The organism is Streptomyces sp. NPDC058274 (assembly GCF_042881375.1).
GTDB lineage: Bacteria > Actinomycetota > Actinomycetes > Streptomycetales > Streptomycetaceae > Streptomyces.
Genome location: NZ_JBHVXW010000004.1, coordinates 305,374 through 331,335, shown reverse-complemented (window position 1 = coordinate 331,335; position 25,962 = coordinate 305,374). Strand labels below are relative to the sequence as shown.

Annotated in this window: 25 protein-coding genes; 8 read left to right on the top strand and 17 right to left on the bottom strand. The window is 71.3% G+C overall.

What is annotated here, in order from left to right; genetic code table 11:
• From rsmA to rsmI, 5 genes are all read right to left on the bottom strand, one after another.
• Positions 1-915, bottom strand: a complete 915-nt coding sequence (rsmA, locus tag ACFVYF_RS11360) for a 16S rRNA (adenine(1518)-N(6)/adenine(1519)-N(6))-dimethyltransferase RsmA (protein ID WP_389454351.1) — start codon at positions 913-915, stop codon at positions 1-3.
• Between the two features lie 156 nt (positions 916-1,071).
• Positions 1,072-2,421, bottom strand: coding sequence for a ubiquitin-like domain-containing protein (locus ACFVYF_RS11355; RefSeq protein ID WP_389454348.1), 1,350 nt, complete (start codon positions 2,419-2,421; stop codon positions 1,072-1,074).
• 131 nt (positions 2,422-2,552) lie between these two features.
• Positions 2,553-3,422 (bottom strand): TatD family hydrolase, encoded by an 870-nt coding sequence (locus tag ACFVYF_RS11350; protein WP_389454345.1) that lies wholly within the window; start codon positions 3,420-3,422, stop codon positions 2,553-2,555.
• Positions 3,423-3,537: 115 nt separating this feature from the next.
• Positions 3,538-4,005 (bottom strand): hypothetical protein, encoded by a 468-nt coding sequence (locus tag ACFVYF_RS11345; protein ID WP_389454342.1) that lies wholly within the window; start codon positions 4,003-4,005, stop codon positions 3,538-3,540.
• 227 nt (positions 4,006-4,232) lie between these two features.
• Positions 4,233-5,090, bottom strand: a complete 858-nt coding sequence (gene rsmI, locus ACFVYF_RS11340; protein ID WP_389454339.1) for a 16S rRNA (cytidine(1402)-2'-O)-methyltransferase — start codon at positions 5,088-5,090, stop codon at positions 4,233-4,235.
• A 62-nt stretch (positions 5,091-5,152) separates the two neighbouring features.
• On the opposite strand from rsmI, the gene ACFVYF_RS11335 reads away from it, so the two are divergent.
• From ACFVYF_RS11335 to ACFVYF_RS11315, 5 genes are all read left to right on the top strand, one after another.
• Positions 5,153-6,892 (top strand): dolichyl-phosphate-mannose--protein mannosyltransferase, encoded by a 1,740-nt coding sequence (locus tag ACFVYF_RS11335; protein WP_389454336.1) that lies wholly within the window; start codon positions 5,153-5,155, stop codon positions 6,890-6,892.
• Positions 6,893-6,984: 92 nt separating this feature from the next.
• Entirely contained in the window at positions 6,985-8,613 is a 1,629-nt protein-coding gene (locus ACFVYF_RS11330; protein WP_389454333.1) for a penicillin-binding transpeptidase domain-containing protein, read from the top strand.
• 97 nt (positions 8,614-8,710) lie between these two features.
• Positions 8,711-10,384, top strand: a complete 1,674-nt coding sequence (locus ACFVYF_RS11325; RefSeq protein ID WP_389454330.1) for a penicillin-binding transpeptidase domain-containing protein — start codon at positions 8,711-8,713, stop codon at positions 10,382-10,384.
• Between the two features lie 58 nt (positions 10,385-10,442).
• On the top strand, positions 10,443-11,012 hold the full coding sequence (locus tag ACFVYF_RS11320; RefSeq protein ID WP_389454327.1) for a YbaK/EbsC family protein: 570 nt from the start codon (positions 10,443-10,445) through the stop codon (positions 11,010-11,012).
• Positions 11,009-11,854, top strand: coding sequence for an EamA family transporter (locus tag ACFVYF_RS11315; RefSeq protein ID WP_389454324.1), 846 nt, complete (start codon positions 11,009-11,011; stop codon positions 11,852-11,854). Before ACFVYF_RS11320 ends, ACFVYF_RS11315 begins: the two co-directional genes overlap by 4 nt.
• A gap of 392 nt (positions 11,855-12,246) precedes the next feature.
• Here the strand turns inward: ACFVYF_RS11315 and ACFVYF_RS11310 are convergent, their stop codons facing one another.
• The 3 genes from ACFVYF_RS11310 to ACFVYF_RS11300 all read right to left on the bottom strand — a co-directional run bounded on the left by ACFVYF_RS11310 (position 12,247) and on the right by ACFVYF_RS11300 (position 14,910).
• Complete coding sequence (locus tag ACFVYF_RS11310) at positions 12,247-13,410, bottom strand: serine hydrolase domain-containing protein (protein ID WP_389454719.1); 1,164 nt, start codon at positions 13,408-13,410, stop codon at positions 12,247-12,249.
• 118 nt (positions 13,411-13,528) lie between these two features.
• Positions 13,529-13,975 carry an organic hydroperoxide resistance protein gene (locus ACFVYF_RS11305; RefSeq protein WP_389454320.1) on the bottom strand — a complete coding sequence of 149 codons (447 nt, stop codon included), beginning with the start codon at positions 13,973-13,975 and terminating at the stop codon, positions 13,529-13,531.
• A gap of 266 nt (positions 13,976-14,241) precedes the next feature.
• A complete protein-coding gene (locus ACFVYF_RS11300; RefSeq protein ID WP_389454317.1) occupies positions 14,242-14,910 on the bottom strand; it encodes a DUF4097 family beta strand repeat-containing protein in 669 nt (222 codons plus the stop codon).
• A gap of 233 nt (positions 14,911-15,143) precedes the next feature.
• On the opposite strand from ACFVYF_RS11300, the gene ACFVYF_RS11295 reads away from it, so the two are divergent.
• On the top strand, positions 15,144-15,899 hold the full coding sequence (locus tag ACFVYF_RS11295) for a helix-turn-helix domain-containing protein (RefSeq protein ID WP_389454314.1): 756 nt from the start codon (positions 15,144-15,146) through the stop codon (positions 15,897-15,899).
• Positions 15,900-15,912: 13 nt separating this feature from the next.
• Here ACFVYF_RS11295 and ACFVYF_RS11290 read toward each other — a convergent pair whose 3' ends face one another.
• The 4 genes from ACFVYF_RS11290 to ACFVYF_RS11275 all read right to left on the bottom strand — a co-directional run bounded on the left by ACFVYF_RS11290 (position 15,913) and on the right by ACFVYF_RS11275 (position 19,247).
• On the bottom strand, positions 15,913-16,386 hold the full coding sequence (locus tag ACFVYF_RS11290; RefSeq protein ID WP_389454311.1) for a MarR family winged helix-turn-helix transcriptional regulator: 474 nt from the start codon (positions 16,384-16,386) through the stop codon (positions 15,913-15,915).
• 266 nt (positions 16,387-16,652) lie between these two features.
• Positions 16,653-17,441 carry an energy-coupling factor ABC transporter ATP-binding protein gene (locus ACFVYF_RS11285; protein ID WP_389454308.1) on the bottom strand — a complete coding sequence of 263 codons (789 nt, stop codon included), beginning with the start codon at positions 17,439-17,441 and terminating at the stop codon, positions 16,653-16,655.
• The gene (cbiQ, locus tag ACFVYF_RS11280) at positions 17,429-18,190 is read right to left on the bottom strand and encodes a cobalt ECF transporter T component CbiQ (protein ID WP_389454305.1); all 762 of its coding nucleotides are present in this window, start codon (positions 18,188-18,190) and stop codon (positions 17,429-17,431) included. The genes ACFVYF_RS11285 and cbiQ overlap by 13 nt, the downstream gene beginning before the upstream one ends.
• Before the next feature lies 1 nt (position 18,191).
• The gene (locus tag ACFVYF_RS11275; protein ID WP_389454302.1) at positions 18,192-19,247 is read right to left on the bottom strand and encodes an energy-coupling factor ABC transporter permease; all 1,056 of its coding nucleotides are present in this window, start codon (positions 19,245-19,247) and stop codon (positions 18,192-18,194) included.
• 170 nt (positions 19,248-19,417) lie between these two features.
• Between ACFVYF_RS11275 and ACFVYF_RS11270 the strand changes: the two genes are divergently transcribed.
• Positions 19,418-19,765 carry an SsgA family sporulation/cell division regulator gene (locus tag ACFVYF_RS11270; RefSeq protein ID WP_389454299.1) on the top strand — a complete coding sequence of 116 codons (348 nt, stop codon included), beginning with the start codon at positions 19,418-19,420 and terminating at the stop codon, positions 19,763-19,765.
• Positions 19,766-19,928: 163 nt separating this feature from the next.
• Here ACFVYF_RS11270 and ACFVYF_RS11265 read toward each other — a convergent pair whose 3' ends face one another.
• The 3 genes from ACFVYF_RS11265 to ACFVYF_RS11255 all read right to left on the bottom strand — a co-directional run bounded on the left by ACFVYF_RS11265 (position 19,929) and on the right by ACFVYF_RS11255 (position 22,220).
• Positions 19,929-20,267, bottom strand: a complete 339-nt coding sequence (locus ACFVYF_RS11265) for a MerR family transcriptional regulator (protein ID WP_389454296.1) — start codon at positions 20,265-20,267, stop codon at positions 19,929-19,931.
• A gap of 898 nt (positions 20,268-21,165) precedes the next feature.
• Positions 21,166-21,375 (bottom strand): DUF397 domain-containing protein, encoded by a 210-nt coding sequence (locus ACFVYF_RS11260; RefSeq protein WP_389454293.1) that lies wholly within the window; start codon positions 21,373-21,375, stop codon positions 21,166-21,168.
• Positions 21,372-22,220: a helix-turn-helix domain-containing protein gene (locus tag ACFVYF_RS11255; protein WP_389454290.1), complete on the bottom strand. Its 849-nt coding sequence runs from the start codon at positions 22,218-22,220 to the stop codon at positions 21,372-21,374. The genes ACFVYF_RS11260 and ACFVYF_RS11255 overlap by 4 nt, the downstream gene beginning before the upstream one ends.
• Before the next feature lie 140 nt (positions 22,221-22,360).
• On the opposite strand from ACFVYF_RS11255, the gene ACFVYF_RS11250 reads away from it, so the two are divergent.
• Positions 22,361-22,804: an ATP-binding protein gene (locus ACFVYF_RS11250; RefSeq protein WP_389454287.1), complete on the top strand. Its 444-nt coding sequence runs from the start codon at positions 22,361-22,363 to the stop codon at positions 22,802-22,804.
• 40 nt (positions 22,805-22,844) lie between these two features.
• On the opposite strand, the gene ACFVYF_RS11245 is transcribed toward ACFVYF_RS11250, so the two are convergent.
• Together ACFVYF_RS11245 and ACFVYF_RS11240 are read right to left on the bottom strand one after the other, a co-directional pair.
• Positions 22,845-25,076, bottom strand: a complete 2,232-nt coding sequence (locus tag ACFVYF_RS11245; RefSeq protein ID WP_389454284.1) for an MMPL family transporter — start codon at positions 25,074-25,076, stop codon at positions 22,845-22,847.
• Between the two features lie 189 nt (positions 25,077-25,265).
• Positions 25,266-25,856, bottom strand: coding sequence for a TetR/AcrR family transcriptional regulator (locus ACFVYF_RS11240; RefSeq protein WP_389454281.1), 591 nt, complete (start codon positions 25,854-25,856; stop codon positions 25,266-25,268).
• Positions 25,857-25,962 lie beyond the last annotated feature (106 nt).

Sequence of the window (25,962 nt, the reverse complement as noted above, 5' to 3'; positions counted from 1 at the left end):
TCACGACTGACCGCTCTCCTTGTGCTCGGGGTGCTCGGCGCGCTCCGGGTTCGCGGTGACGCGGTTCTCGGCGATCCGGGCGAACTCCTCGACCGTCAGGGACTCCCCGCGGGCCTGCGGTGAGACGCCGGCGGCGACGAGCGCGGCCTCGGCGGCCGCGGCCGACCCGGCCCAGCCCGCGAGGGCCGCCCGCAGCGTCTTCCTGCGCTGCGCGAACGCGGCGTCGACGGCGGCGAAGACCTCGCGCCGGGTGGCCGTGGTCGTCAGGGGCTCCGCGCGCCGCACCAGCGAGACGAGCCCGCTGTCGACGTTGGGCGCGGGCCAGAAGACGTTCCGCCCGATGGATCCGGCGCGCTTCACCTCGGCGTACCAGTTGGCCTTCACGGACGGCACGCCGTACACCTTCGAGCCGGGCGGGGCGGCGAGCCGGTCGGCGACCTCGGCCTGCACCATCACGAGTGTCCGCTCGATGGACGGGAAGGTCTCCAGCATGTGCAGCAGCACGGGCACGGCGACGTTGTACGGGAGGTTGGCGACGAGCGCGGTGGGCGCGGGGCCCGGCAGTTCGGCCACCTGCATCGCGTCGGAGTGCACCAGCGTGAACCGTTCCGCGCGTTCGGGCATGCGTGCGGTGATGGTCGCGGGCAGGGCCCCGGCGAGCACGTCGTCGATCTCCACGGCGACCACCCGGTCGGCCGCCTCCAGCAGGCCCAGGGTCAGCGAGCCGAGCCCCGGCCCCACCTCGACGACCACGTCGTCGGGCCGCACGCCGGCGGTCCGCACGATGCGCCGGACGGTGTTCGCGTCGATCACGAAGTTCTGGCCGCGCTGCTTGGTGGGCCGTACGCCGAGGGCACCCGCGAGTTCGCGGATGTCGGCGGGGCCCAGGAGGGCGTCGGAGGTGGGGCTGGTCACGCACCAAGGGTACGGGGGTGGGAGGGCAGGTCTTGGCCCCGGCGGGGAGCGAACCAGCGCCTCCGGCGTTCGAGGAGCGGGGGCCCGGGGGCCGGCCGCCGGTACGGGACGGGTAGGGGCGGCGGGGGTGAAACCCGCGAGAGCGGAAACCCCCCCTCACCCCTGCAACCGCGCCCCGCAGTGCGGCCAGGGGCTCGACCCCCGTCGTACATAGAGCTTCTTCGCCCGGAACGTCTGCTCCGCGGCCGTGGCGTCCTGCGGCCGGCCGGCACCGCCCAGGCTGTGCCAGGTCCGCGTGTCGAACTGGTAGAGCCCGCCGTACGTACCGGAGGGATCCACCGCCCCGGGCCGCCCCCCGGACTCACAGGCGGCGAGGCCGGACCAGTTGAGGTGATCGGCCCCGGCGACCGAGACCGGCGGCGGTTTCGTCCCGACCTTCACCACCTGCGTCCGCGGCTCGCGCACCACCTCGGACTTCAGCCGCCGCGGCTTCTGCCGCACGCCGTTCACGGTCCGCAGCGCGTACGTGACCCGGCGGGCCCCGGGCTGCCCGGCCCGCTCGACGACCTCGGTCCCCCGGAACAGCGAGGGGTCCCGCGTCCGCTCCACCGCGAACGGGATCGGCTCCTCGCGGACCTCCTTGGTCCCGGTGACCCGCATGACGGTGACGGTCTGCCCGTCGCGCGGGAAACTGCCCGGCGGGACGGACGTGGTGTCCTGCCCGCGCAGGGTGATCCCGGCCTCCTCGACGGCCTCACCGACGCTCGCGGCGTTCGTGCGGATCGTGCGGGTCCGCCCGTCCGCGAGGATCGTGACGGTCCGCTCCGTACGGACGTCGAGCGCCAGCCCGGCCCGGCCGATCCGCTGGGAGCGCGAGGTCGACACGTACGCGCCCTCCGCGCGCACCCCGAGCTGTCTGAGTGCGCCGTCCACCGTGTGCGCCGTCGTCCACACCTTGCGCCGGTGCCCGTCGAGGGTGAGGTGCACGGGCCGCCCGTAGCGCACGGCGACCTCGTCCCCGCTCGCCAGGGGGGTGCCGGGAGCGGGCGCCACGATGTCGTGGGCGCCCACCTCGACGCCCTCGTCGGCGAGCAGTTCGGTCACGTCGTCCGCGAAGGTGTGCAGCGTGCGCGGCGTCCCGTCGACGCTGAGCTCGATCGCCTTGTCCTTGGCGACGAACGCGGTGGTGCCGCCCGCGAGGAACGCCACGACCAGCGCCTGCGGCAGCAGCCGGCGCAGCGGGTCGGGCCGTACGGCGGAGCGCTTGCGGCGGGCGGCCCGGCGGGCCTCGGCCCGGCCGCCGGAGCGCGGGGCGGCGCCCTCGGGGATGCTCTGCCGCGGCAGCCGGGGCTCCTCGTAGGCGGGCTGGTACGTGTCCTCGAGGAGCCCGTAGGGCAGGGTCGGCGCGGCGTGGGCGGCATACGGCGCCGGGCGCGGCTCATGGGTCGGTGCCGCCGCTCCGACGGGTGCGGCGGGTCCGTACGTCTCGTACTGCGAGTTGCTCACGACGACGCTCCAGGGGGATCGGGCGACCAGAACCTAGCGGAGTGGTCGTCACTCTCCAAAGCAACGCGGCTACGCAGTGTCGCGACACGCCCTGAGGTAGGCGCCGGGAAAACCCCTGGAAGCGTTATCCGTCAGTAATCGAACGCGCGGGCCGTGTTCGCCGCGAGCGCCGTCGCCAGCGCGTCCTCGTCGATGCCCCGCACGGCCGCCATCGCCCGGACCGTGACCGGAATGAGATAGGGGGCGTTGGGCCGTCCGCGGTACGGCACCGGCGTCAGGAAAGGCGCGTCCGTCTCCACCAGGACCAGCTCCAGCGGCGCCACGGCGAGCGCGTCGCGCAGCGGCTGGGCGTTCTTGAAGGTCATGTTGCCGGCGAAGGACATGAAGTAGCCGGCGCGGGCGCAGACCTGGGCCATCGCCCCGTCGCCCGAGTAGCAGTGGAAGACGGTGCGCTCGGGGGCGCCCTCCTCCTTGAGGACGCGCAGCACGTCGGCGTGGGCGTCGCGGTCGTGGATGACCAGGGCCTTGCCGTGCCGCTTGGCGATCTCGATGTGCGCGCGGAAGGACCGCTCCTGGGCGGCCTTGCCCTCCGGGCCGGTGCGGAAGTAGTCGAGCCCGGTCTCGCCCACGCCCTTCACCTGCGCGAGGCCGGCCAGCCGGTCGATCTCGGCCAGCGCCTCGTCCAGTGCGGCGTCACCGCCCGCCACCCGCGCCCCCTGCCGGGACCAGCCGTCGGGATCGCCGTGCACGATACGGGGCGCCTCGTTCGGGTGCAGGGCGACGGTCGCGTGGACGGCGTCGTACTCCTGGGCCGTCCGCGCCGCCCACTGGGAGCCCTTCACGTCGCAGCCCACCTGGACGACGGTGCTCACGCCGACCGACGCGGCCTTGGCGAGGCTCTCCTCGACCGTGCCGGACTGCATGTCGAGATGGGTGTGCGAGTCGGCGACCGGGACGCGCAACGGGTCCGGCAGGGGTGGGGCTTCGGCGTTGGAAGGCATGCCCCGATCCTACGAAGGGGGCATGCCCGACCTCATCTCGCGGGGAGCCAGGAGGCCACCCCACCGTCCGGCGGGCCCGTCCCGCACAGCGGTGGGGGAACGGGGGCCGGCGGTGTCAGCCCGCCTTGCGGTGGTGGAACGGGTGCAGCAGATCCGAGAAGTGCCAGTGGTGGTGCTCCTTGAGGGCCGCCGCCTCGGCCCCGGTGAGGGCCTCCTGCGGTGCTCCCGGCTCCGCTTCCGCGCCGGCCTCCTCGGGCTGCCTCGGCACGCCTCGCCGCTGCCGGTCCTGGCGCTGCTGCTGACGCTGCATGGAGTTCAGCACGGACGACACCTGTCCGGCGCGCATGATGCGCACCACGTGGTTGTCGCAGTTCTGGCAGGTCGGCCGGCTCAGGGGCGACGGCACCACCCGCCCGTCCGCCACGTACGTCACGAACTCGCTGCCCTCGGCGTCGAGGTGGTGCTCAATCTCGTACGACTGCTCCCAGCCGTGCCCGCAGCGCATGCAGGCGAAGGAATACGACTCATGAACGACGTCCGCCGCCGCGACGCGACGACCGGTCTGCCCTGCGATCTCACTCATTCCAGCTCCTCTTGTCCGCTGGACAAGCGCCTCCGTGACGGGATTCCCCCGGAATCCCACTGCGTCCACCGAAGGCGAGGGACGGGTGCGTCCCTTCGACCAGTGGACGCTTCTCCCGGCGTGAATGCATCAGGCCTGTCGACTGTTGGAGCCGTTTTGGCCTTTCCTTGCCGCAAGGCCCCGGTCCACGGCCTGAGCTTTGCCTTTCACGATAGTCCTTTGCCCTCCTATGGGGCGCTGTGCGCCGCATTCTTTGCCGCGACGACGGCATCGAAGACCTCGCGCTTGGGAATTCCCGCTTCGGCGGCGACGGCGGCGATCGCCTCCTTGCGTCGCTCCCCCGCCTCCTCGCGCACGCGCACCCTGCGCACCAGCTCACCGGCGTCCAGGTCCCCGGCCGGCTTCGCGGGCGCGCCCTCGACGACGACGGTGATCTCACCGCGGACGCCCTCGGCGGCCCAGGCCGCGAGCTCGCCCAGCGGGCCGCGCTTGACCTCCTCGTACGTCTTCGTCAGCTCGCGGCAGACCGCGGCCCGCCGCTCCTCGCCGAACGCCTCGGCCATCGCGGCGAGGGTGTCGTCGAGCCGGTGCGGTGCCTCGAAGTAGACGAGGGTGCGGCGCTCCTCGGCGGCCTCGCGCAGCCGCGACAGCCGTTCGCCCGCCTTCCTGGGCAGGAAGCCCTCGAAGCAGAACCGGTCGACGGGCAGCCCGGACAGCGCGAGCGCGGTGAGCACCGCGGACGGGCCCGGTACGGCGGTGACCTTGATGTCCTTCTCGACGGCGGCCGCGACCAGCCGGTAGCCGGGATCGGAGACGGACGGCATCCCGGCGTCGGTCACCAGCAGCACCCGCGCCCCGCCGACCAGCGCCTCCACCAGCTCCGGCGTGCGGGCCGCCTCGTTCCCCTCGAAGTACGAGACCACGCGCCCGGTCGGCTGCGCGTCCAGCGCCTGTGTGAGCCGGCGCAGCCGTCGCGTGTCCTCGGCGGCCACGACGTCCGCGGCCACCAGCTCCTGTGCGAGCCGGGGCGGAGCGTCGCTCACGTCGCCGATGGGGGTGCCTGCCAGTACTAGGGTTCCTGTCACGTTTCCATCCTCGCAGGGCCCGGGGGCGGGACTCCCACAGCGAGGTTCCCTACGATGGCGCGGTGACCAGTACCGCGTCCTCCACGGACACCCTGCAGGGCCAGGCCACCGAAGAGCAGCCGCCGACGTGGCAGCAGCGGCTGCGCCGGTTCGGCTACACGGCGAAGCCCCGCAGCGACGTCCGCGAGCGGCTCGTGCCGCCGTACGCCGAGCCCAGCCCGCGCATCTGGGCCGCGCTGGGAATGCGCCACGAGGTCGCCGCACGCGTCACCCGCTGGTCGGCGTGGGGCGGTCCGCTCCTCGTGACCCTGCTCGCCGGGGTGATGCGGTTCTGGAACCTGGGCAGCCCCAAGGCGGTGATATTCGACGAGACGTACTACGCCAAGGACGCCTGGGCGCTGGTCCACCGCGGATACGAGGTCAACTGGCCCAAGGACGCCAACGACCTGATCCTGCAGGGCAACGGCCATGTGACGATCCCCGCGGACGCCGCGTACGTCGTCCACCCGCCGGTCGGCAAGTACGTCATCGGTCTCGGCGAGCTGATGTTCGGCTTCGACCCGTTCGGCTGGCGCTTCATGACGGCGCTGCTCGGCACGCTCTCCGTGCTGATGCTGTGCCGGATCGGCCGCCGGCTGTTCCGCTCGACGTTCCTCGGCTGCCTGGCGGGCGCCCTGATGGCCGTGGACGGGCTGCACTTCGTGATGAGCCGCACCTCGCTGCTCGACGGCGTGCTGATGTTCTTCGTACTGGCCGCCTTCGGCTGTCTGGTCATCGACCGTGACAAGGCCCGGGCCCGGCTGGCGGCGGCGCTCCCACCGGATGAGGACGGAGTCGTGCGCCCCGACGCACACACCGCCGAGACGGCCCGGCTGGGGTGGCGCCCCTGGCGCTGGACGGCCGGTCTCATGCTCGGCCTGGCCATCGGCACCAAGTGGAACGGGCTCTACATCCTGGCCGCGTTCTGCGTGATGGCCCTGCTGTGGGACATCGGCTCGCGCCGGGTCGCCGGCGCCCGGCACCCGTACTCGGCCGTCCTCAAGCACGACACGGGCATCACGTTCCTGGCCACGGTGCCGGTCGCCATCGCCGTCTACCTCGCCTCCTGGACCGGCTGGATCCTCTCCCCGACCAACGGCAGCGGCGGCTACTTCCGCAACTGGGCGGCGACCGACGGCAAGGGCGGCACCTTCGCCTTTCTGCCCGACTGGCTGCGCAGCCTGTGGCACTACGAGCACGAGGTCTACAAGTTCCACGTCGGGCTGTCGTCCCCGCACACCTACCAGTCGAACCCGTGGAGCTGGCTCGTCGCCGGCCGCCCGGTCTCGTACTTCTACGAGTCCCCGGCCCCCGGCAGCGACGGCTGCCCGGCCGACGCCGGCGGGAAGTGCGCCCGCGAGGTCCTCGCCCTGGGCACCCCCCTGCTGTGGTGGGCGGCCTGCTTCGCCCTGCTCTACGTGCTGTGGCGGTGGGCGTTCCGCCGCGACTGGCGCGCGGGCGCGATCGCCTGCGGCATCGCGGCCGGCTACCTCCCCTGGTTCATGTACCAGGAGCGCACGATCTTCTACTTCTACGCCGTCGTCTTCGTCCCGTTCCTCTGTCTGGCCGTGGCGATGATGACCGGCGCGATCCTCGGCCCGCCGGGTTCGAGCGAACGCCGCCGCGTCGCAGGCGCCGCCGGCGCGGGCGTCCTCGTCCTCCTGATCGCGTGGAACTTCATCTACTTCTGGCCCATCTACACCGGCACCGCGATCCCGATCGACCAGTGGCGGTCGCGGATGTGGCTGGATACGTGGGTGTAGGGCACGCCAGGGTCTAACGATCGGGGAAACTCCCTCCCCGCGTGTCACTCCCCCCGCTTAGAGTGCAACCGCTTACGGGGAGGGGAGCGCGCATGCGCAAGGGGGCCAAGGCTGCCATCGTCGGCAGTGTGTTCGCAGTGATGGTGGGGGGCGCCGGGTACGGCGCGTACAACGTGGTGACCGCGATCGGCGGGGGCGGCGGTGCGGCCGGGCCTGCGGCCGTCAGGACCGGGCCGCCGAGCGGCGACGAGGTCAAGGAGACCTCCGACAAGTTCTTCGCGGCCTGGGAGAAGGGCAGCGCGACCGCCGCCGCGGACTACACGGACAACGCGGCCGACGCCCAGCCGCTGCTGGCCGGCTACCGCGACGACGCGCATCTCACCGACGTGCGGATCACGCCGGCCGAGCCGTCCGGCGCCACCGTGTCGTACTCGGTGAAGGCGACGGTGTCGTACGAGGGGAAGACCAAGCCCCTGGCGTACGACTCCGAACTGACCGTCGTCCGCGGGCAGACGACCGGGAAGGCGCTGGTCGACTGGCAGCCGTCGGTCGTGTATCCCGGGCTGGAGAAGGGCGACACCCTGGTCACCGGTGAGTCGGCGAGCCCGCCGATCGAGGCGGTGGACCGCAACAACGTTGTCCTGACCAAGGAGAAGTACCCGTCGCTCGGCCCGATCCTGGACGTCCTGCGCGCCAAGTACGGCGACGAGGCGGGCGGTACGCCTGCCGTCGAGCTGGCGGTCCGGCACGCGGACGCGAACGCGGGCGCCAAGACGCTGGTGACTCTCGCCAAGGGCAAGGCGGGCAGGCTGCGCACCACGATCAGCGCGACCGCGCAGGCGGCGGCCGAACGGTCCGTCACGAACTACGCCGAGTCGTCCGTGGTCGCCGTGAAGCCCAGCACGGGTGAGGTGCTGGCGGTCGCCAACCACCGCAAGGACGAGTTCAACGCGGCCTTCGAGGGCGAGCTCGCACCCGGCTCCACAATGAAGATCATCACTGCGGCGATGCTCATCGACAACGGTGTGACCTCGATGAACGGCCCGGCACCGTGCACGGACACCGCCGTCTGGCAGAGCCAGACCTTTCACAACCTCACGGGCATGAAGGCCAACGAGAGCGCCACGCTCGCCAACAGCTTCCTGCGGTCGTGCAACACCGCTTTCGTGAAGCTCGTCGACGAGAAGCCGCTGACGGACGAGTCACTGACCACCGAGGCCGAGGAGCGGTTCGGTCTCGGCAAGGACAACTGGAAGACGGGGATCACGTCCTTCGACGGCAGTGTCCCGGCCTCCGGCGGCTCGGACCGCGCGGCCAACGCGATCGGCCAGGGCGACATCCAGATGAGCCCGCTGAACATGGCGTCCGTCACGGCCACGGCCATCACCGGCGCCTTCCGCCAGCCGTATCTCGTGTCGCCGAAGCTCAACGACCGCCAACTCGCCACCGCACGCGGCCTCTCGCACGGCACCTCCGCCCAGCTGAAGGAGATGATGCGCCTTACCGCGGCCCAGGGCACCGGCGCCACGGCCATGGCCGGGCTCGGCCCGGACTACGGCGCCAAGACCGGCTCCGCGGAGGTCGACGGACAGGCGAAGTCCAACAGCTGGTTCACCGGTTTCCGGGGGGACATGGCGGCCGCGGCGATGACCGAGGAGGGCGGGCACGGCGGGGACGCGGCCGGTCCGATCGTCGCAGCTGTGCTACGAACTGGTGGCTGAAGTCACTCCGGTCACACCGGGAACCTAGGGTGGTGCCTCTCGTTGAGAAGCGTGAGGGCACGGGGGCACCAGGGTAACCAGCGGAGGATCTGTAGCTGTGGGCAAGCGAGGGCGCGCCGCCGAGCGCGGTAAGAAGAGGCCCGCCGTCATCGGCGGGCTGATCGCCGTGGTCGTCGGCGGCGGGGCGGTCGGCGCCTACAGCCTCTACGGCGGCGGTGGAGCCGCCGCCGAGGACCGGACGACAGCGACCGCCGACCACAAGGCGGTCAAGACCGGGCCGGTGTCGGCGACCGAGGTGCGCACCGCCGCACGCACGTTCCTCGCCGCCTGGCAGGACGGCAAGGTCGCGACGGCGGCCGCCGCCACCGACGACTCGGCGGCCGCGACCGCCGCACTGACCGGTTACCGCAAGGACGCCCACATCACCGGCGTGACCCTGACGTCCGGCACGCGCGCGGGCGCCTCCGTCCCGTTCTCCGTCAAGGCCACCGTCACGTACAAGGGCAGGAGCAAGCCTCTCGCGTACAGCTCGAAGCTGACCGTCGTGCGACGGGCCGAGGACGGTGTCGCGCTGGTCGGCTGGAAGCCGTCCGTCGTGCACCCGGACCTGCGGGACGGCGACCGGCTCGTCACCGGCGAGTCGGGCACCCCGCCGGTCAAGGCCCTCGACCGCGACGGCGGCGAACTGACCACCGCCAAGTACCCGTCGCTGGGCACGGTGTTGGACGGACTGCGCGAGAAGTACGGCAAGAAGGCGGGCGGTACGGCGGGCATCGAGCTCCGGGTGGTCCGCAAGGCCGCCGCGAAGGGCGCCGAGAAGACCCCCGACAAGACGCTGGTGGCGCTGAGCGAGGGCACTCCGGGGACGGTGCGTACGACGCTCAGCCCGGCTCTCCAGGCGGACGCCGAAAAGCAGGTGACCACCAAGCCGCGGGCGTCGGCGGTCGTGATGCGCCCGTCGACCGGCGAGATCCTGGCGGTGGCGAACTCGGGCCACGGCTTCAACACCGCCTTCCAGGGCTCCCTGGCCCCGGGCTCCACGATGAAGATCATCACCTCGTCCCTGCTGATCGACAAGGGCCTGGCCTCGGCGGACAAGCCGCACCCCTGCCCCAAGTACGTGACGTACGGCGGCTGGAAGTTCCAGAACGACGACAAGTTCGAGATCAAGAACGGCACGTTCAAGGCGAGCTTCGCTGCGTCCTGCAACACGGCCTTCATCTCGCAGGCCAAGAAGCTCGAGAACGACGACCTCACCAAGCAGGCCCAGCAGGTCTTCGGACTCAGCATGAACAACTGGTCCATCGGCGTCCCGTCCTTCGACGGAGCGGTGCCGGTGCAGAGCGCCGCGCAGATGGCGGCCTCGCTGATCGGCCAGGGCGGGGTCCGGATGAACCCGCTGAACATGGCGTCGGTGGTCTCCACGGCGAAGACCGGCACCTTCCACCAGCCGTACCTGGTCGCCCCCTCCGTGGACGACCGCACCCTCGCCAAGGGCTCCCGCTCCCTCACCTCCACCACTCAGGCCCAGCTGCGCGAGCTGCTCCAGTACACGGCCTCCTCCGGCACCGCCGCCAAGGCCATGTCCGGTCTCGGCCCCGACTTCGGCGCCAAGACCGGCTCCGCCGAGGTCGACGGCCAGAAGGAGCCGAACGGCTGGTTCACGGCCTGGAAGGGCGACTTGGCGGCCGCGGGCGTGGTCCAGCAGGGTGGGCACGGCGGCGACTCGGCGGGCCCGATCGTGGCGGCCCTGCTGCGCGCCGGCAGCTGACGTCCGCTCCCTGGAACCCGGTCGCGTGGCTCGTACACCCACCGCTAGCGTGCCGTGCATGACCGCCGACGAACAGCAGCACGCCGCTCACCCCCGATTCGCCGAGGCCCTGCGTGAGCTGGGTCTCGGCGAGGTGCTTCCCCGCGTCCGCCGGTTCCCGGACGCCACCAGGACCGCCGCCGAGGCCGCCGCCGCGATCGGCTGCGATCTCAGCCAGATCTGCAAGTCGCTGATCTTCGCGGCGGACGGGGTCCCGGTGCTCGTGCTCATGGACGGCGCGTCCCGGGTGGACCTGGAGCTCGTACGGCGGGAGCTGGGCGCCGCGAAGGTCACGCGGGCCAGGGCCGACCTGGTCCGGGAGACGACCGGGTACGCGATCGGCGGGGTCCCGCCCTTCGGGCACCGGACGCGGACGCGGGTGCTGGCGGACCGTTCGCTGCTCGGCCACGACACCGTGTGGGCCGCGGCCGGCACGCCGTACGCCGTCTTCCCGATGGACCCCAAGTCCCTGGTCGCCCACGCGGGCGGCACGCTCGTCGACGTCCGTGAACAGGACGCCAGTGACGACGGTGACGACGGTGATGCCCCGGACGGCGACGGCCCGGGTATCCGCGAGCCGGCCAAGTGACCCCGCTCGTCACCGCTGCGGTCCTGCTCGCCGCGGTCACGCACGCGGGCTGGAACGCGATGGCGCACCGCATCACCGACAAGCTCGTCGGCTTCACGCTGATCGCGGGCGGCGGCACGCTGCTCGGGCTGGCCGCGATCCCGTTCGTCGCGGTCCCGGCGTCCGGGGCGTGGCCGTATCTGATCGCGTCCGCCGTCATCCACGTCGTGTACTACGTGCTGTTGATGCGCTCGTTCCGGCTCGGCGACTTCGGGCAGGCGTATCCGATCGCCCGCGGCACCGCGCCGCTGGTCGTGACCGCGCTGGCCGCGGTCTTCGCGCACGAGGTCCCGGACCGGTGGGCGGCGGCGGGCATCGCACTGTCCTGCGCGGGGCTGACCGGCGTCGCCCTGTGGGGCCTGCGCGGGAGCCGGCCGCACTGGGCGGCGATCGGCGCGGCGCTGGCCACGGGCCTCTCCATCGCCGCGTACACCGTCGTCGACGGCCTCGGCGTCCGCGCCTCCGGCTCCTCCCTCGGCTACACCGCCTGGTTGATGGCCCTGGAGGGCGTGGCGATCCCGGCGTACGCGGCGTACCGCTGGCGCGGTGAGTTCGTGACGGTCCTACGGCCGTTCGCCGCGGTCGGTCTGCTCGGCGCGGTGCTCTCCGTCTCGGCGTACGGCCTGGTCCTGTGGGCACAGACGCGCGCGGAGCTGGCGCCGATCGCCGCCCTGCGCGAGTCGTCGATCATCGTCGGCGCGGCCATCGGCGCCGTCTTCTTCAAGGAGCGCTTCGGAGCGCCGCGCCTGGCGGCGGCGGGTCTGCTGGTCGCGGGGATCGGCCTGATGCTGCACGCGGGGTGACGGGGTCGCGCGCGGGCGCGCGGGCCTGGCTTCGCGCCCCTGTGACGGGGGCGTACGAGCTGGCCGCGGGCGCCCCCGTGACAGGCGCGCGCGCCGGACATCCGCGCCCCCGTAGCGGGCGCGCGGGCCGGACATTCGCGCCCCCGTAACGGGCGTGCGCGCCGGATATCCGCGCCCCCGTAAAGGGCGTGCGCGCCGGACATCTGCGCCCCCGTAACAGGCGTGCGCGCTGAACCCCCACTCCCCCGTCGCAAGCCGGGGGCCCACCAAAGCTCCTTGTGCACCACCGCATACAGCGCGCGCGAACCTCCGTACGCCCCCGCAGTGGGTGAACACGCCCGCCCCCTCGCGCGCCCCCGAAAACGGCGCGCACGCCGAACCCCCGCGCCCCCTCAGCCGGCGATCGCCGCCCGCACGCCCCGTACCAGCGCCTGCGCTCGTGGGTCCGCGGTGACCGTCTTGCGGAAGCCGTTGGTGACGTAGCCGAAGGCGATGCCCGAGTCGGGATCGGCGAAGCCGAGGGGGCCGCCGCGGCCGGGGTGGCCGAAGGAGCCTGGGGCCAGCAGCGGGGACGCCGTGCCGTGGAGCATGTAGCCGAGGCCGAAACGGGTGTTGATGACGAGGACGCGGTCCGGCCCGGCGGACTCCTCCGCGCGGGCCGCCTCGACCGTGGCGGACGCGAACAGGGGCTCACGGCCGTCCACCGCGCCGATGAGGGAGGCGTAGAAGCGGGCGAGGCCCTCCGCGGTGGCGATCCCGTTGGAGGCGGGCAGCGCGGCGGCCCGGTACGCGGGGTCGTTGTCGTCGGGGGGCGGGGTGATCGCGGCGAAGGCGCGGCTGGTCAGCGACGACGGATCGGCGTAGGCGTCGGCCACCGACCGCTTCGGCCGCATCCGCACGCTGCCTGCCGTCTCCGGCGACGTGACGCGCCCCGACCGGCCGACCCGGCCGGTCACCGCGTCCGGCAGCCCGACCCACAGCTCGGCCCCGAGCGGCCCGGCGATCTCGTCGGCGATCCAGTCACCGACGCCCCGTCCGGTGACCCGGCGCACCAGTTCGCCGACGAGCCAGCCGTAGGTGTGCGCGTGGTACCCGTGGTCCACGCCGGGCGCCCAGGCGGGGGCCTGCCCCGCGACCGCCTCCGCCGTACGGGCGGGATCGGCGGCCTCCTGCGGCGTCAGCGGCCGGTCCACCACCGGCACGCCGGCCCGGTGCGACAGCACGTGCCGCACGAGGACCGTCTCCTTGCCGCGGGCCTTGAACTCGGGCCAGTACACGCCGACCGGAGCGTCCAGGTCCAGTTGGCCGCGCTGATGCAGCAGGAGCAGTACGGCGGCGGCGACGCCCTTGGTCGCGGAGTGCACGACGTGCGCCGTCTCGCGCTGCCAGGGCTCGGAGCCGTCCACGTCCCGCGTGCCGCCCCACAGGTCGACGACCTTGCGGCCGTGGCGGTAGACGGTCACGGCCGCGCCCCGCTCGCCGAGCGTCTCGAAGTTGCGCACGAACGCCGCCCTGACCGGCTCGAAGCCCTCGGCCACTGTGCCGTTCACGTCCACGCCCACGCCCCCGCCCTGGTCATCTCTGTCCCGCCGTGCCCTGCCGGTCCCGCTCGCCGGCAACAGTCGATGCAACCGCCAACGACCGCACGGGATTCCCAGGGTCCTGAGGCCTGTCCTAGCCGAGCAGGATCGTGACCTCGATGTTGCCCCGGGTCGCGTTCGAGTACGGGCAGACCTGGTGGGCCTCGTCCACCAGCTTGCCCGCGAGCTCCTGGTCGACGACCGGCAGCGAGACGCTGAGGGCGACCGCGAGGCCGTAACCGCGCTGCTGGTTGGGGCCGATGCCGACCTTCGCGGCGACCGTGGAGCCGGACAGGTCGTAGCCGGCGCGGCGGCCGACGAGCACGAGCGCGTTGTGGAAACAGGCGCTGTACCCGGCGGCGAACAACTGCTCCGGGTTGGTCCCGGCGCCGTCGCCGCCGAGGGCGGGCGGCATCGCCACCCTCAGCTCCAACTGGCCGTCCTGGCTGGTCACATAGCCGTCCCGGCCGCCGTGCGCGGTGGCTTCGGCGACGTACATGATCTTCGTGGGACGCGTGTCGACAGCGGCGCCGTCGATCATGGCCGGTCCTCCCCAAGGACAAGTGTGCACAAGTACATTGCGCACAAGCTATCCACCGGCACGGCTCTCTTGTTACCCGGGGGTAGAAACCGCCGGTAACCCACGGCTCTCCGGCCCGGGTGACCCGGCGAAGGCGGTCAGGTCCGCGCGAGGGACTTGTGAACGACACCGGTCGAGACGCCGGCAGGGCGGCGTACGCCGACGCGGTGTCGGAGTGCGTCGCCCTGGGGCGGGGGCGCCGAACCGGCGGCGCCGCCGAGCCCGGCTCAGAGGCTGCGCGCGTCGATGTCCCCGTAGCCCGTGGTCGCGTGGATGTTCAGGCCGGCGGCGCCGTCGGTGTTCTTGAGGGCGTTGTGGATCCGGCCGTAGCCGGTGCCGGCGTCCAGGGAGGCGGAGGCTCCGCGGGCCGCGCCGACCGAGATCTCGCCGGCCTCGGTGCGCAGTTGGACCGTGCCGCGCACGGCCTCGGCGATGCGGAGGTCGCCCTTCTGGGTGCTGATCTCCGCGGAGCCGCCCAGACGGCCGACCGAGACGTCACCGGCGAGCAGGGTGAGGCGCGCGCTCGCCGCCTCGTCGAGCTTGACCGAACCCTGCGCTCCCTCGAAGGCGACGTCGCCGAGCCGCCCGACGCCCCGGAACTCGCCGCTGGCCGCCTTCGCCTCGATGCGGGAGCCGGCGGGCAGCTGGACGGTCACCTCGACCGACCCGGAGTTGCCGAGGAGCCGGCTCTTCGCCGGGGAGGCCTCGATCCGCAGGACGCCGTCGCCGTACTCGACCGTGATCTGCTCCGCCGCCTTCACGTCGCGGCCCTTCGAGGCGTCCGCGGGCAGGACCTCGACCGTGGTGTCGGCCCGGTCGGCGGCGATGAACCGGATGCGCCCGGCGGGGATGTCGAGGACGGCGGAGACGGGAGCGGGGGTGTCGAACTTCTGCATCGTGCTCTCCTCGGTTCGTTGTCTGGTTCGTTGTTTCCGATGAGGGAAAAGCTACGTTGCGTTCACGGATACGGCAACACACTCGTTGCGTCTATTCAACATATTCGCAGTTCACAGGCGTGTAATCGTTGCGTTGGTTCTGAATCTAACGCAACAATCGCCGACCCGATCGTTGCAATGATGAGGAAGTTAACGCTATGTTGGAGACACCACCGACCACGAAGGAGACCGCGATGCCGGGAGGCAGGCTCACCCAGCAGGAACGCCGGCAGATCGCGCTGGGACTGGCCGACGGCCTCGCGTACGCGGAGATCGCCAGAGGCCTCGACCGCCCCACCTCGACGATCACGCGCGAGGTGATGCGCAACGGCGGTCCCACCGCCTACCGCGCCGACCTCGCCCACCGCGCCACCGAACACCGCGCGCACCGGCGCAGGCAGACCGCGCCCCGGGGGGCGGAGGCGCCCCCGCAGGCCCACGGACGCGACGCCGAGGCCGTACGCGAGTACGAGGAGGTGTTCACCACCGTCTTCATGGCTTCGGGCGCGCCCAAGATGATGTCCCGGGTGCTGGCCTGCCTCTACACCACCGACGCGGGCACCCTCACCGCGTCCGAACTCGTCCAGCGCCTCCAGGTCAGCCCGGCGTCCATCTCCAAAGCGATCGCGTTCCTCGAGAGTCAGGGTCTCGTCCGCCGGGAACGCGACGAGCGGCGCCGCGAGCGTTACGTCGTCGACGACGACATCTGGTACCAGTCGATGATCGCCAGCGCCCGGTCCACCGCCCAGGTCGTCGAGACCGCACGGCAGGGCGTCGGCATCCTCGGCCCCGGCACCCCGGCGGCCGTCCGTCTCGAGAACGTCGCCCGCTTCCTCGACTTCGTCTCCGAGAGCCTCACCCGCGCCGCGGAGCAGGCCCGCGAGGTCCTCCACACGAAACCCGAAGCGGCCTCGGGCGACACCGCCGAGTCAAGCTCGGATCAGGGGTAGCAGCGCCCGGGCGTCAACGCCCCCGCGTCGCCGCCCCCTCCGCCCGTTCCGCGAGCCGCCACAGCTCCTCGCGCAGCCGGGCGACGTCGCCCCCGTCCACGCCGGTCGCCGCCAGCAGCGCCTGGGGCACGCTCTCCGCGCGCTCGCGCAGCGCCTCGCCCCGCCCGGTCGGCGCGACGAGCACCGACCGCTCGTCGCGCGCCGAGCGCTCGCGGCGCAGCAGACCGGCCGACTCCAGCCGCTTGAGCAGCGGCGACACCGTGCCGTAGTCGAGGCGCAGGCTGCCCGTCAGCTCCTTGACCGTGGTCTCGCCGCGCTCCCAGAGGACGAGCATGACCAGGTACTGCGGGTAGGTGAGGCCGAGTTCGTCGAGGAGCGGGCGGTAAGCGGCGGTCACCGCACGCTGGGCGGCGTACAACGCGAAGCAGAGCTGCTCGTCGAGCACCAGCGACCCCGGCCAGTTGTCCGGCGAGCCGGTCTCCCGCACCGGAGCACCCGCCCCACGGACCGGGGCGATCCCCGTCCCCCGCCCCGCGGCACCCACCCCCCGGACCGGAGTCGCACCCGCCCCCCGGACCGGAGTCGCACCCGCCCCCCGGACCGGAGTCGCACCCGCCCCCCGGACCGGAGTCGCACCCGCCCCCCGGACCGGAGTGGCACCCGCCCCCGGGACCGGACGGGCGCCCGCGCCCGCGGCACCTACCCCCCGGCCCGGGCCGCCCGCCACACCGCTCGAACCCGTCTCGTCGTTCGTCACGCGCCCATTGTCACGGAGCGCGGGTCGAAGCCGAAGGGGAGCTCCAGACGGTGGGTGCGCATCAGTTCGTCGTCCGAGAGGAGTTCGCCGGTCCGTCCGTCGGCCGCGATCACGCCCTCGCTGAGGATCATGGCCCGGGGGCACAGTTCGAGGGCGTACGGCAGGTCGTGCGTGACCATCAGCACGGTCACGTCCAACGACCGCAGGATGTCGGCGAGTTCGCGCCGTGAGGCGGGGTCCAGGTTGGACGACGGCTCGTCCAGGACCAGGATCTCCGGTTCCATCGCAAGCACTGTCGCCACCGCCACCCGGCGGCGCTGGCCGAAGGAGAGGTGGTGCGGCGGGCGGTCCTTGAACTCCGCCATGCCGACCTGCGACAGCGCCTTGTCCACCCGTCCCTCGAGTTCGGCGCCCCGCACGCCGGCCGCCGCGGGCCCGAAGGCGACGTCCTCGCGCACGCTCGGCATGAAGAGCTGGTCGTCCGGGTCCTGGAAGACGATGCCGACCTTGCGCCGGATCTCCGCCATGTGCTTCTTGCCGACCGGCAGCCCGGCGACCGTCACGCTCCCGGCGCCGCCGCTCAGGATGCCGTTGAGGTGCAGGACGAGTGTGGTCTTGCCGGCGCCGTTCGGCCCGAGCAGCGCGACGCGTTCACCGCGGCCGACGGTGAAGTCGACACCGAAGAGGGCCTGGTGGCCGTCGGGATAGGCGAAGGCCAGCCCGGCCACGTCCAGCGAGGGGGTCGCGGCGGGGGAGGGCAGAGCAGTGGAGGTCACAGGGTCCATCCCAGCAGACATACGGCGAGGGCGGCGACGGGCAGGGCGAGCGCGTACGACCACTGTGCCCGGGACGCGGTCACCTCGTCGATCACCGGCATCGAACCGGCGTACCCCCGGCTCACCATGGCCAGATGCACCCGCTCCCCGCGTTCGTACGAGCGGATGAAGAGCGCGCCGGCCGACTTGGCGAGGACGCCCCACTGCCGGACACCGCGGGCCTCGAAGCCGCGCGACTCACGGGCGATCCGCATCCGGCGCATCTCGCCGGTGATGACATCGCCGTAGCGGATCATGAAGGAGGCGATCTGCACGAGCAGCGGCGGCAGTTTGAGCCGCTGGAGGCCGAGCAGCAGTTCGCGCAGCTCGGTGGTCGAGGCGAGCAGGACGGACGCGGCGACGCCCAGTGTCCCCTTGGCGAGCACGTTCCAGGCGCCCCACAGGCCGTTCACGCTCAGCGAGAGGCCCAGCACGTCCACCCGCTCGCCCTCGGCCACGAAGGGCATGAGTACGGCGAAGGCGACGAACGGGATCTCGATCAGCAGCCGCTTGAGCAGGAAGCCGGCCGGTACGCGGGCCTTGTACGCGACGCCGGCGAGCAGGAGGGCGTACAGCGCGAACGCCCACATCGCCTCGCGCGGGGTGGAGACCACCACGATCACGAAGGCGAAGACCGCCGCGAGTTTGGTGTGCGGGGGCAGGGCGTGCACGGGCGAGTGCCCGTGCCGGTAGAGCCGGTGGGTGTGGCCCGCGCCCACGTCAGACGCCTTCGGGAAGCGAGGCCGGGGAGGAGGTCTCGCTGCTGCGGCGCCTGCGGACGGCCCAGAAGACGCCGGTGCCCGCGACGATCGTGACGCCGACGCCGATCACACCGGCGAGACCGCCGGAGATCCGCGCGTCGGAGACGTCCTTGACGCCGTACCCGGCGAGCGGGGAGTCGTCCGAGGCGTGCTTCTGTGCCTTCTTGTCGATGCCCTGGTCCTTGGCGACCTTCTCCAGGCCGTCAGGGCTGGCGGAGGCGTAGAAGCTGACGAACCCGGCGAGCACGAGGGAGGTGACGAGTCCGACGGCCCACACCTTGCGGCGGGAGGTCCGGACGGCGACCGGCACGGCGACGGGCTCCGGTACGTCGACCAGCTCACCCCGCACCCGCAGCTTGAGCCGCTGCTGAAGGCCCCGCGCGCCATAGACGAGATCCGGGCGTACGGCGATGACGGCGCCGACGGTGAGTGCGGTGATCGCGGCCTCGCCGATGCCGATGAGGATGTGGACGCCCACCATGGCCGTGGCGACCTTGCTGATCGGGACGTCGGTGGTGCCGCCGATCGCGTAGATAAGGGTGAAGACGACCGCCGCGGCGGGCACGGAGAGCAGCGCGGAGACGAACGCGGCGACGGTGACGGAACGCCGCTTGCGCGGCAGCACCTTCACCAGCCCGCGGAAGACGAGGTACGACACGACCGTCGTGGTGATCGCCATGTCCGTGATGTTCACGCCGAGGGCGGTGAGGCCGCCGTCCGCGAAGAGGATGCCCTGCATCAGCAGCACCACGGAGACACAGAGGACTCCGGTGAAGGGGCCGACGAGGATCGCCGCCAGCGCTCCTCCCAGCAGATGTCCGCTGGTCCCGGCGGCGACCGGGAAGTTCAGCATCTGTACGGCGAAGATGAAGGCGGCGACCAGGCCGGCGAGCGGCGCGGTCCGCTCGTCCAGTTCGCGGCGGGCCCCCTTGAGGCTCACGGCGATGGCACCGGCGGCGACTACTCCGGCGACCGCGGAGACCGGGGCGTTGATGAATCCGTCAGGCACATGCACCGTTCGAGGATAGCGCCTTGTTGCGAACGGCTTGCAAGAGCGTGTGCCCAGGAATAGTCGCGTCCGGCCAGGTGACGGCCCAGGGGCGAGTTCCGCGAAGTGTGCGACATTGGATGAAGAGCGCGGATTCACAGCTTCTGTTTATGTTACGCAGCGTGAGGAGCCGTCCGATGTCCGTCGTCGAACAGTACGCACGAGCCCACATCGTCACGGAGACCCAGGAAGGCGAGAACGCCGTCCCGGTCGTCCTGCGCTACGACCCCGAGACCGACCCGCGCTCCGTCCGGATCGGTCTGCCCGGCCCCCACGAGTGGGAGTTCTCCCGCGAGCTGCTGGAACGCGGTCTGCGCGCACCGGCCCGCAGCGGCGACGTGGAGATCTGGCCGTGCGGCCGGGTCCAGGCGGTGCTGGAGTTCCACACCCCCCAGGGCGTGACCGTCGTCCAGTTCGACGCGAAGGCTCTCATACGGTTCCTGCGGCGCACGTACACGGTGGCGGCCACGCCGGTTCCGCACTGACGCTGCCGCTCAGTATCTCCGAGCGGCAAACCCCGTCCCGTTGGCAGTCGAGGTGCCGCCAGGCCGATCGGACCGTTTACGACGTTGCCCGGAACGCTTTGCGTCCCGGGCAGCATGCGTGGGAGGCAGTCGCGAAGCCGGCGGGGGCCTCGGGGCAGCCGCCTCAGACCGCGGCCGTTGAGCTCGCCGATACGGCGGCGCGGCGGTGTTCGGCGTTGATGCGCTGGGCTTCCTCGAGCTGGTCTTCGAGGATGATGATGCGGCAGGCGGCCTCGATGGGGGTGCCCTGGTCGACGAGTTCCCGGGCGCGGGCGGCGATGCGCAGTTGATAGCGGGAGTAGCGGCGGTGTCCGCCTGCGGAGCGGAGCGGGGTGATGAGGCGGGCTTCGCCGATGGCACGGAGGAAGCCCTGGGTGGTGCCGAGCAGTTCGGCGGCCCGGCCCATCGTGTACGCGGGATAGTCGTCGTCATCGAGACGGCCGAACGAGTCGTCTGCTGTCATTGCACCTCTCTGTGGAACGTGTTGAGGGGCCCTGGCGCTATTGTCGCCAGGGCCCCGAAGGAACTGCTACACCATCCGCCGGCCCTGATACTGCGCCGGCCTACTGTGTCCGCAGACCCGACCGAGATGCTGTCGGGTGTGCTGGGATCGCGGTTGCTTGACCGGAGACCACCCCACTATCGATGTCCTGCGGTACCCGGGCTCAAGACTTCGACCCGGGCGATCCTGATGGCGCTCGGCTCCTCCGTTCTTCCCTCGGTGATCAACTGCTTGCCGAACTGGGGACTGCGACTGCGTAACTGCTCTACCGCACAATGCTGGTGATGCGAACTGCTCAGTGGCCTGCGACAGCACCACTCTTCGGCAGCCAGCCCCGTCGCCCGTCCTGCGTCTGCTCTGGCTTAGAACCCCACTGCCGAACTTCCCGGTGCGCGCGTCCGCAGCCGACGCCTTCACCGAGGTGCTGCTCACTCACTGCCGCTGCTGGGTACTGCGAACTGCACTTACGCGTACTGCGGTACTGCTCACGGCGGCCCCTGATCACTGCGGGCCACCCGGTCCGGTCGTCAGTCCCGTCGCCGCCCTGCAACAACCCTGGCTTCGAAACTCCACCACCGCACCGTCCTGCGCACTGCAACTGCGTGTACTACTGGCCGGCAGTTCGTTTCTGCCAGGCCCTGTCGATCTCGGCTACGAGAGAAACCATAACCACACGGCCCACCAATGTCTACCCCGGCCAACATAGATTTCCGCGCGTTCGGCGATGAGGCAATCGGCCTCGAACAGAGAAGCGGACAGCTACGAAGCCGTCCCGGCCCGGTCGACGGCCATCCCGGGGAACAAGCACTTGGCGCCAACGGCTCTGACGCCGGCGCCCCTAGGCACCTGTGTCAGGCACTCAGCTGCCCGAGACGTACGCCACGAACTCCGTCCACGTGGTGGGGTCCACGGCGAGGCGGGGACCCCGGGTGTTCTTGGAGTCCCGGATGTGGATGGTGGCGGGGGTGGGGGCGACCTCTACGCACTCGCTGCTGTTACTGCTGTCGCTGTAACTGCTCTTGCGCCACTTCAGCTCGGAGCCGTCCCCGGCAGAGGGCTTAAGGGTCATGTCTCTCCCAGCATTTGCTCGATGAGGGCCGCCGACTCCCGCGGAGTGAGAGCCTGCGCCCGGATCATGCCATGCCGTAATTCCAGGATTCGCAGTTGCCTGGGCTCGGAAACCGGGCGGCTGTTGAAGGCACCCTCGGACCGCCCCACCGCCGTACCGTCCTCGAACTTCAGCACCTGGGTCTCACCCTGCATCCCGGCATGCTCCTCGCGGTCCGTCGGCATCACCTGAATCGTGACGTTCCGCAACTGCCCTACCTCCAGCAGCCGTTCAAGCTGCCGGCGCAGCACCATTCTCCCCCCGAGAGGGCGTCGCAGGGTCACCTCCTCCTGAACGAAGATGAGCGCTGGAGCTGGTTCCCGCTCGAAGATCGACTGTCGCGCCATGCGCGCTGATACCGCTCGCTCCACCTCGTCACGCGAATACGCCGGTTGCCGCATCTCGAAGAGCGCCCGGGCGTACTCCTCCGTCTGCAGAAGGCCGTGCAGGTTGTGGTCCCCGTAGGCCACGAGCTCAACCGCCCGCTCCTCCAGCATCTTCAGCTCGCGCACCTTCTTGGGATACCGGGCTTTCTCCATGTCCTCGCGGAACGCCCTGATGCGGCCCCCGGCGTTCAGCGCCTCGTCCGCACGGTCCAGGAACTCCGCGCGGGGAATGCGCGCCCCACGCTCCACCTTGCGGATCAGGTCCTCGCCGTATCCGATGGCTTCCCCGAAGTCGGCCACCCGCATCCCGGCCGCCTCGCGCCAGAGCTTGATCTGACGACCCGTCGACTCCACCACCGGAGCGATCTCGTCCTCCGGACTCACGTCCCACCCGGGCTCGTCCGCACCCTCGCTGTTCATACCCACCCACCTCCAACGCGCACCCGTACCCGCACGGCCCCCGGGACAGCCAGGACAGAACGGGACAACGACGGGACAGTCCCCGTACGCACCGGCGTGATCACCGCTCAGAGTAGGCAAGGTCCGCCACGCTGAGTGACGTGAATCAGGAAACCGTCGGGGCGCGGCCCCAACTCGGCCGGCCCATCCGTAACTTCAGCGTCCTGCTGTCCCCCACGCCCCGCGGCGCCCGCCTCGGCAGGCTGCTCGCGGTGGAACAACTCCGCTGCTGGGGACTCCCGTTGGACCCGGCGAGTCAGATCGTCGCCGAACTGGCGGCCAACGCGGCGACCCACGGCCGGGTGTCGGGCCGTGACTTCCGGCTGACGCTCTACGTGGTCGGCGACACGCTCCGGATCGAGGTGACGGACACGCGCGGTGACCGTCTGCCCGCGCTGCCCGAACAGGCGCCCCCGGACGCCGAGTCGGGTCGGGGGCTACTCCTGGTGGACGCGCTCGCCGACCGCTGGGGTGTCACTCCGGGCCCGCCGCCGCGCAAGACGGTCTGGGCGGACGTACTGACGGCAAAAGGCGACCGCCGGTGAGGGGGCGCTCACCGGCGGTCTGGTCAGAGGGGCGGTCGGGTCAGACCCGTACCAGCTCCCGGTCCTCGTTCCCGTCGCTTGCGGACTCGGCGTCGTGCTTGCGCAGGCCCTCGCCCTCGACGTCGACGTTCGGCAGGGCGCGGTCCAGCCACTTCGGCAGCCACCAGGCCCACTTGCCCAGCAGGGCGAGCACGGCCGGGACGATCGCCATCCGGACGATGAAGGCGTCGAAGAAGACGGCGATGGCGAGGCCGAAGCCGATCATCTTGATCATCGACTCGCTGGAGCCGATGAAGCCGGAGAAGACGGCGATCATGATGACGGCGGCGGCGGTGACCACACGGGCGCTGTGCCGGAAGCCGGTCACGATGGCCTGCCCCGGCCGCTCCCCGTGGACGTACGCCTCCCGCATCCGGGTCACGAGGAACACCTCGTAGTCCATCGCGAGACCGAAGACCACACCGACCATGAAGATCGGCATCATCGACATGATCGGGCCGGTCTCCTCGACCCCCATCAGCCCGGACAGCCAGCCCCACTGGAAGACCGCGACGACGGCGCCGAGCGCGGCCAGCACCGAGATCAGGAAGCCGAGGGCCGCCTTCAGCGGGACCAGGATCGAGCGGAAGACCACGATCAGGAGCAGGAAGGCCAGGCCGACGACGAGCGCCAGATACGGCACCAGCGCGTCGTTGAGCTTCTGCGAGAAGTCGATGTTCATCGCCGTCGAGCCGCTGACCAGCACGTTCGCGTCGGTGTTGGTCTTGACCGTGCCGCCCGAGTCGCGGATGGCGTGCACCAGGTCCTCGGTCTTCGTCGAGGACGGCTTCGAGTCCGGAATCACGCTGATCATCGCCGTGTCACCGGCCTTGTTGTACGTCGGCGGGGTGACCGACACGACGTCGTCGAGGTCCCTGATCTTGTCGGACACCGTGGTGACGGCGTCCTTCGGGGCGTCGCTCGACTTGGCGTCGACGACGACCATCAGCGGGCCGTTGAAGCCGGGGCCGAAGCCCTCCGACAGGAGGTCGTAGGCGCGGCGCTGGGTGGTGGACGTCGGCTGCGAGCCGTCGTCCGGCAGACCCAGTTCCAGCGAGGCCGCCGGGATCGCGGCGGCACCCAGGCCGATGACTCCGAGGAGCAGGACGGCCAGCGGCCGGCGGACGACGAAGCGCGCCCAGCGCGTACCCATGTTGGGGCGCTCACCGGCCGCGGCCTGCTGCGCCTTCTTGCGCCCGCCGCCGAGCAGCCGGCTCTTCTGGCCCGCGGGCTGCACCTTGCGGCCCACGTAGCCGAGCAGCGCGGGAATCATGGTGAGTGCGATCAGTACGGCGATGGCGACCGTACCGGCGGCCGCGACACCCATCTTGGTGAGCATCGGCACGTTGACGACGGCCAGGCCGACCAGGGCGATCACGACGGTCAGGCCGGCGAAGACCACCGCCGATCCGGCCGTGCCGACGGCGCGTCCCGCCGCCTCCTCGCGTTCCCGGCCCTCGGCCAGTTCGGCGCGGTAGCGGGAGACGATGAAGAGGGCGTAGTCGATGCCGACCGCGAGGCCGATCATCATCGCGAGCGTGGAGGTGGTGGTGCCGAGGTCGAGCGCGTTCGCCAGGGCGGTGATGGTCGAGACGCCGATGCCGACGCCGACCAGCGCGGTCAGCAGCGGCAGTCCGGCCGCGATCAGCGAGCCGAAGGTGATTACCAGGACGACCGCGGCGACCGCGATACCGATGATCTCGGTGGACCCGGTCTCGGGCACGGCCTGGAGCGCGTCACCGCCGACCTCGACGGTCAGTCCGGAGCCCCGCGCGTCCTGCGCGGCCTCCTTCAGCGCGTCCTTGGAGGCGTCCTTCAGCTCCATGCCGGAGACCTTGTACGACACCTGCGCGTACGCGATCGTGCCGTCCTTGCTGAGGGCCTTGGCCTTGAACGGGTCGGTGACGGAGGTGACCTCGGAGCCGTCGCCGAGCTCGTCGACGGCCTTCTCGACGGCGGCCTTGTTCGCCGCGTCCGCCATCTTCTCGCCGCTCGGCGCCTGGAAGACGACGCGTGCGGTCGCTCCGTCGGCGCTCATTCCGGGGAAGCGCTGCTCCAGCAGGTCGAAGGCCTTCTGGGCCTCGGTGCCCGGGATCGAGAAGGAACTGGTCCCCGCGGTGGGGGCGGAGGCCGCTCCGACGCCGGCGAGCGTCAGGAGGGCCACCCATATCAGGGCGACGAAATGCCGTCGCCTGAAGGCGAGTCGGCCGAGTTTGTAGAGGAACGTGGCCACGAGGGCGTACTCCCGGTCAGGTCGTGGGACGACAGAGGGCTGGTGAGATCCCCGCTGGACGTGGGGGACGGCAGCGGGAATCAGCCCGACGACGTGAGCGGTCGCGTCAGGTGGGTCTGCAGATGTGGATCTACAAGGGGTTTCAGGATGTCACTTGAACAGCTGGGGCTTGAGAGGGGGTCGAGGGAATCAGGCGCCGAGCGCGGGGAGAACGACGGCGTCGATGTACGAGGTGAGGAAGTCCTGCGTCGGTGGCAGTTCGTCGATCATGGTCCGGGCCGCGAAGCCGCCGACCATCATGTGCACGACGTAGGCCATCGCGGGGTTGTCCGGGCGGACTTCGCCCCGGTCGATGGCGCGTCGCAGCACCACGCGCATCTCTTCCATCTCCGGCTCGATGAGCAACTCACGGAAGGCGCGCAGCAGATCGGGGTTCCCGTGCATCGCCATGGCCAGACCTCGCATCAGCGCGGAGTCCTGCTCCATCTGGCAGTCGTCCGCGCGCAGGACGAGCGCGTGGAGGTCACCCCGGAGGGATCCCGTGTCGAGGTTGGTGAAATCGGCCCGCTTCTGGTGCCGCATCGCCCTCGCCACCAGCTCGGCCTTGCCGCCCCACTGGCGGTAGAGCGTGGCCTTGCTGGACCGCGTACGGGCGGCGACGGCGTCCATCGTCAGGGCGTCGTAGCCGACCTCTCGAAGCAGATCGAGCACAGCCGCGTACAACTCGGCCTCGCGCTCGGGTGTGATCCGACTGCGACGCACCGTTGCGGCTTCAGTCATCCCACTCACCTTCCTCTGCTTCGACTGCTTGATTCCTGTGCCGGTTCCTGCCTCTCTGAACATACCCTGAGAACCTGCGAAACGAAACCGTTTCGTACGTGTGCTG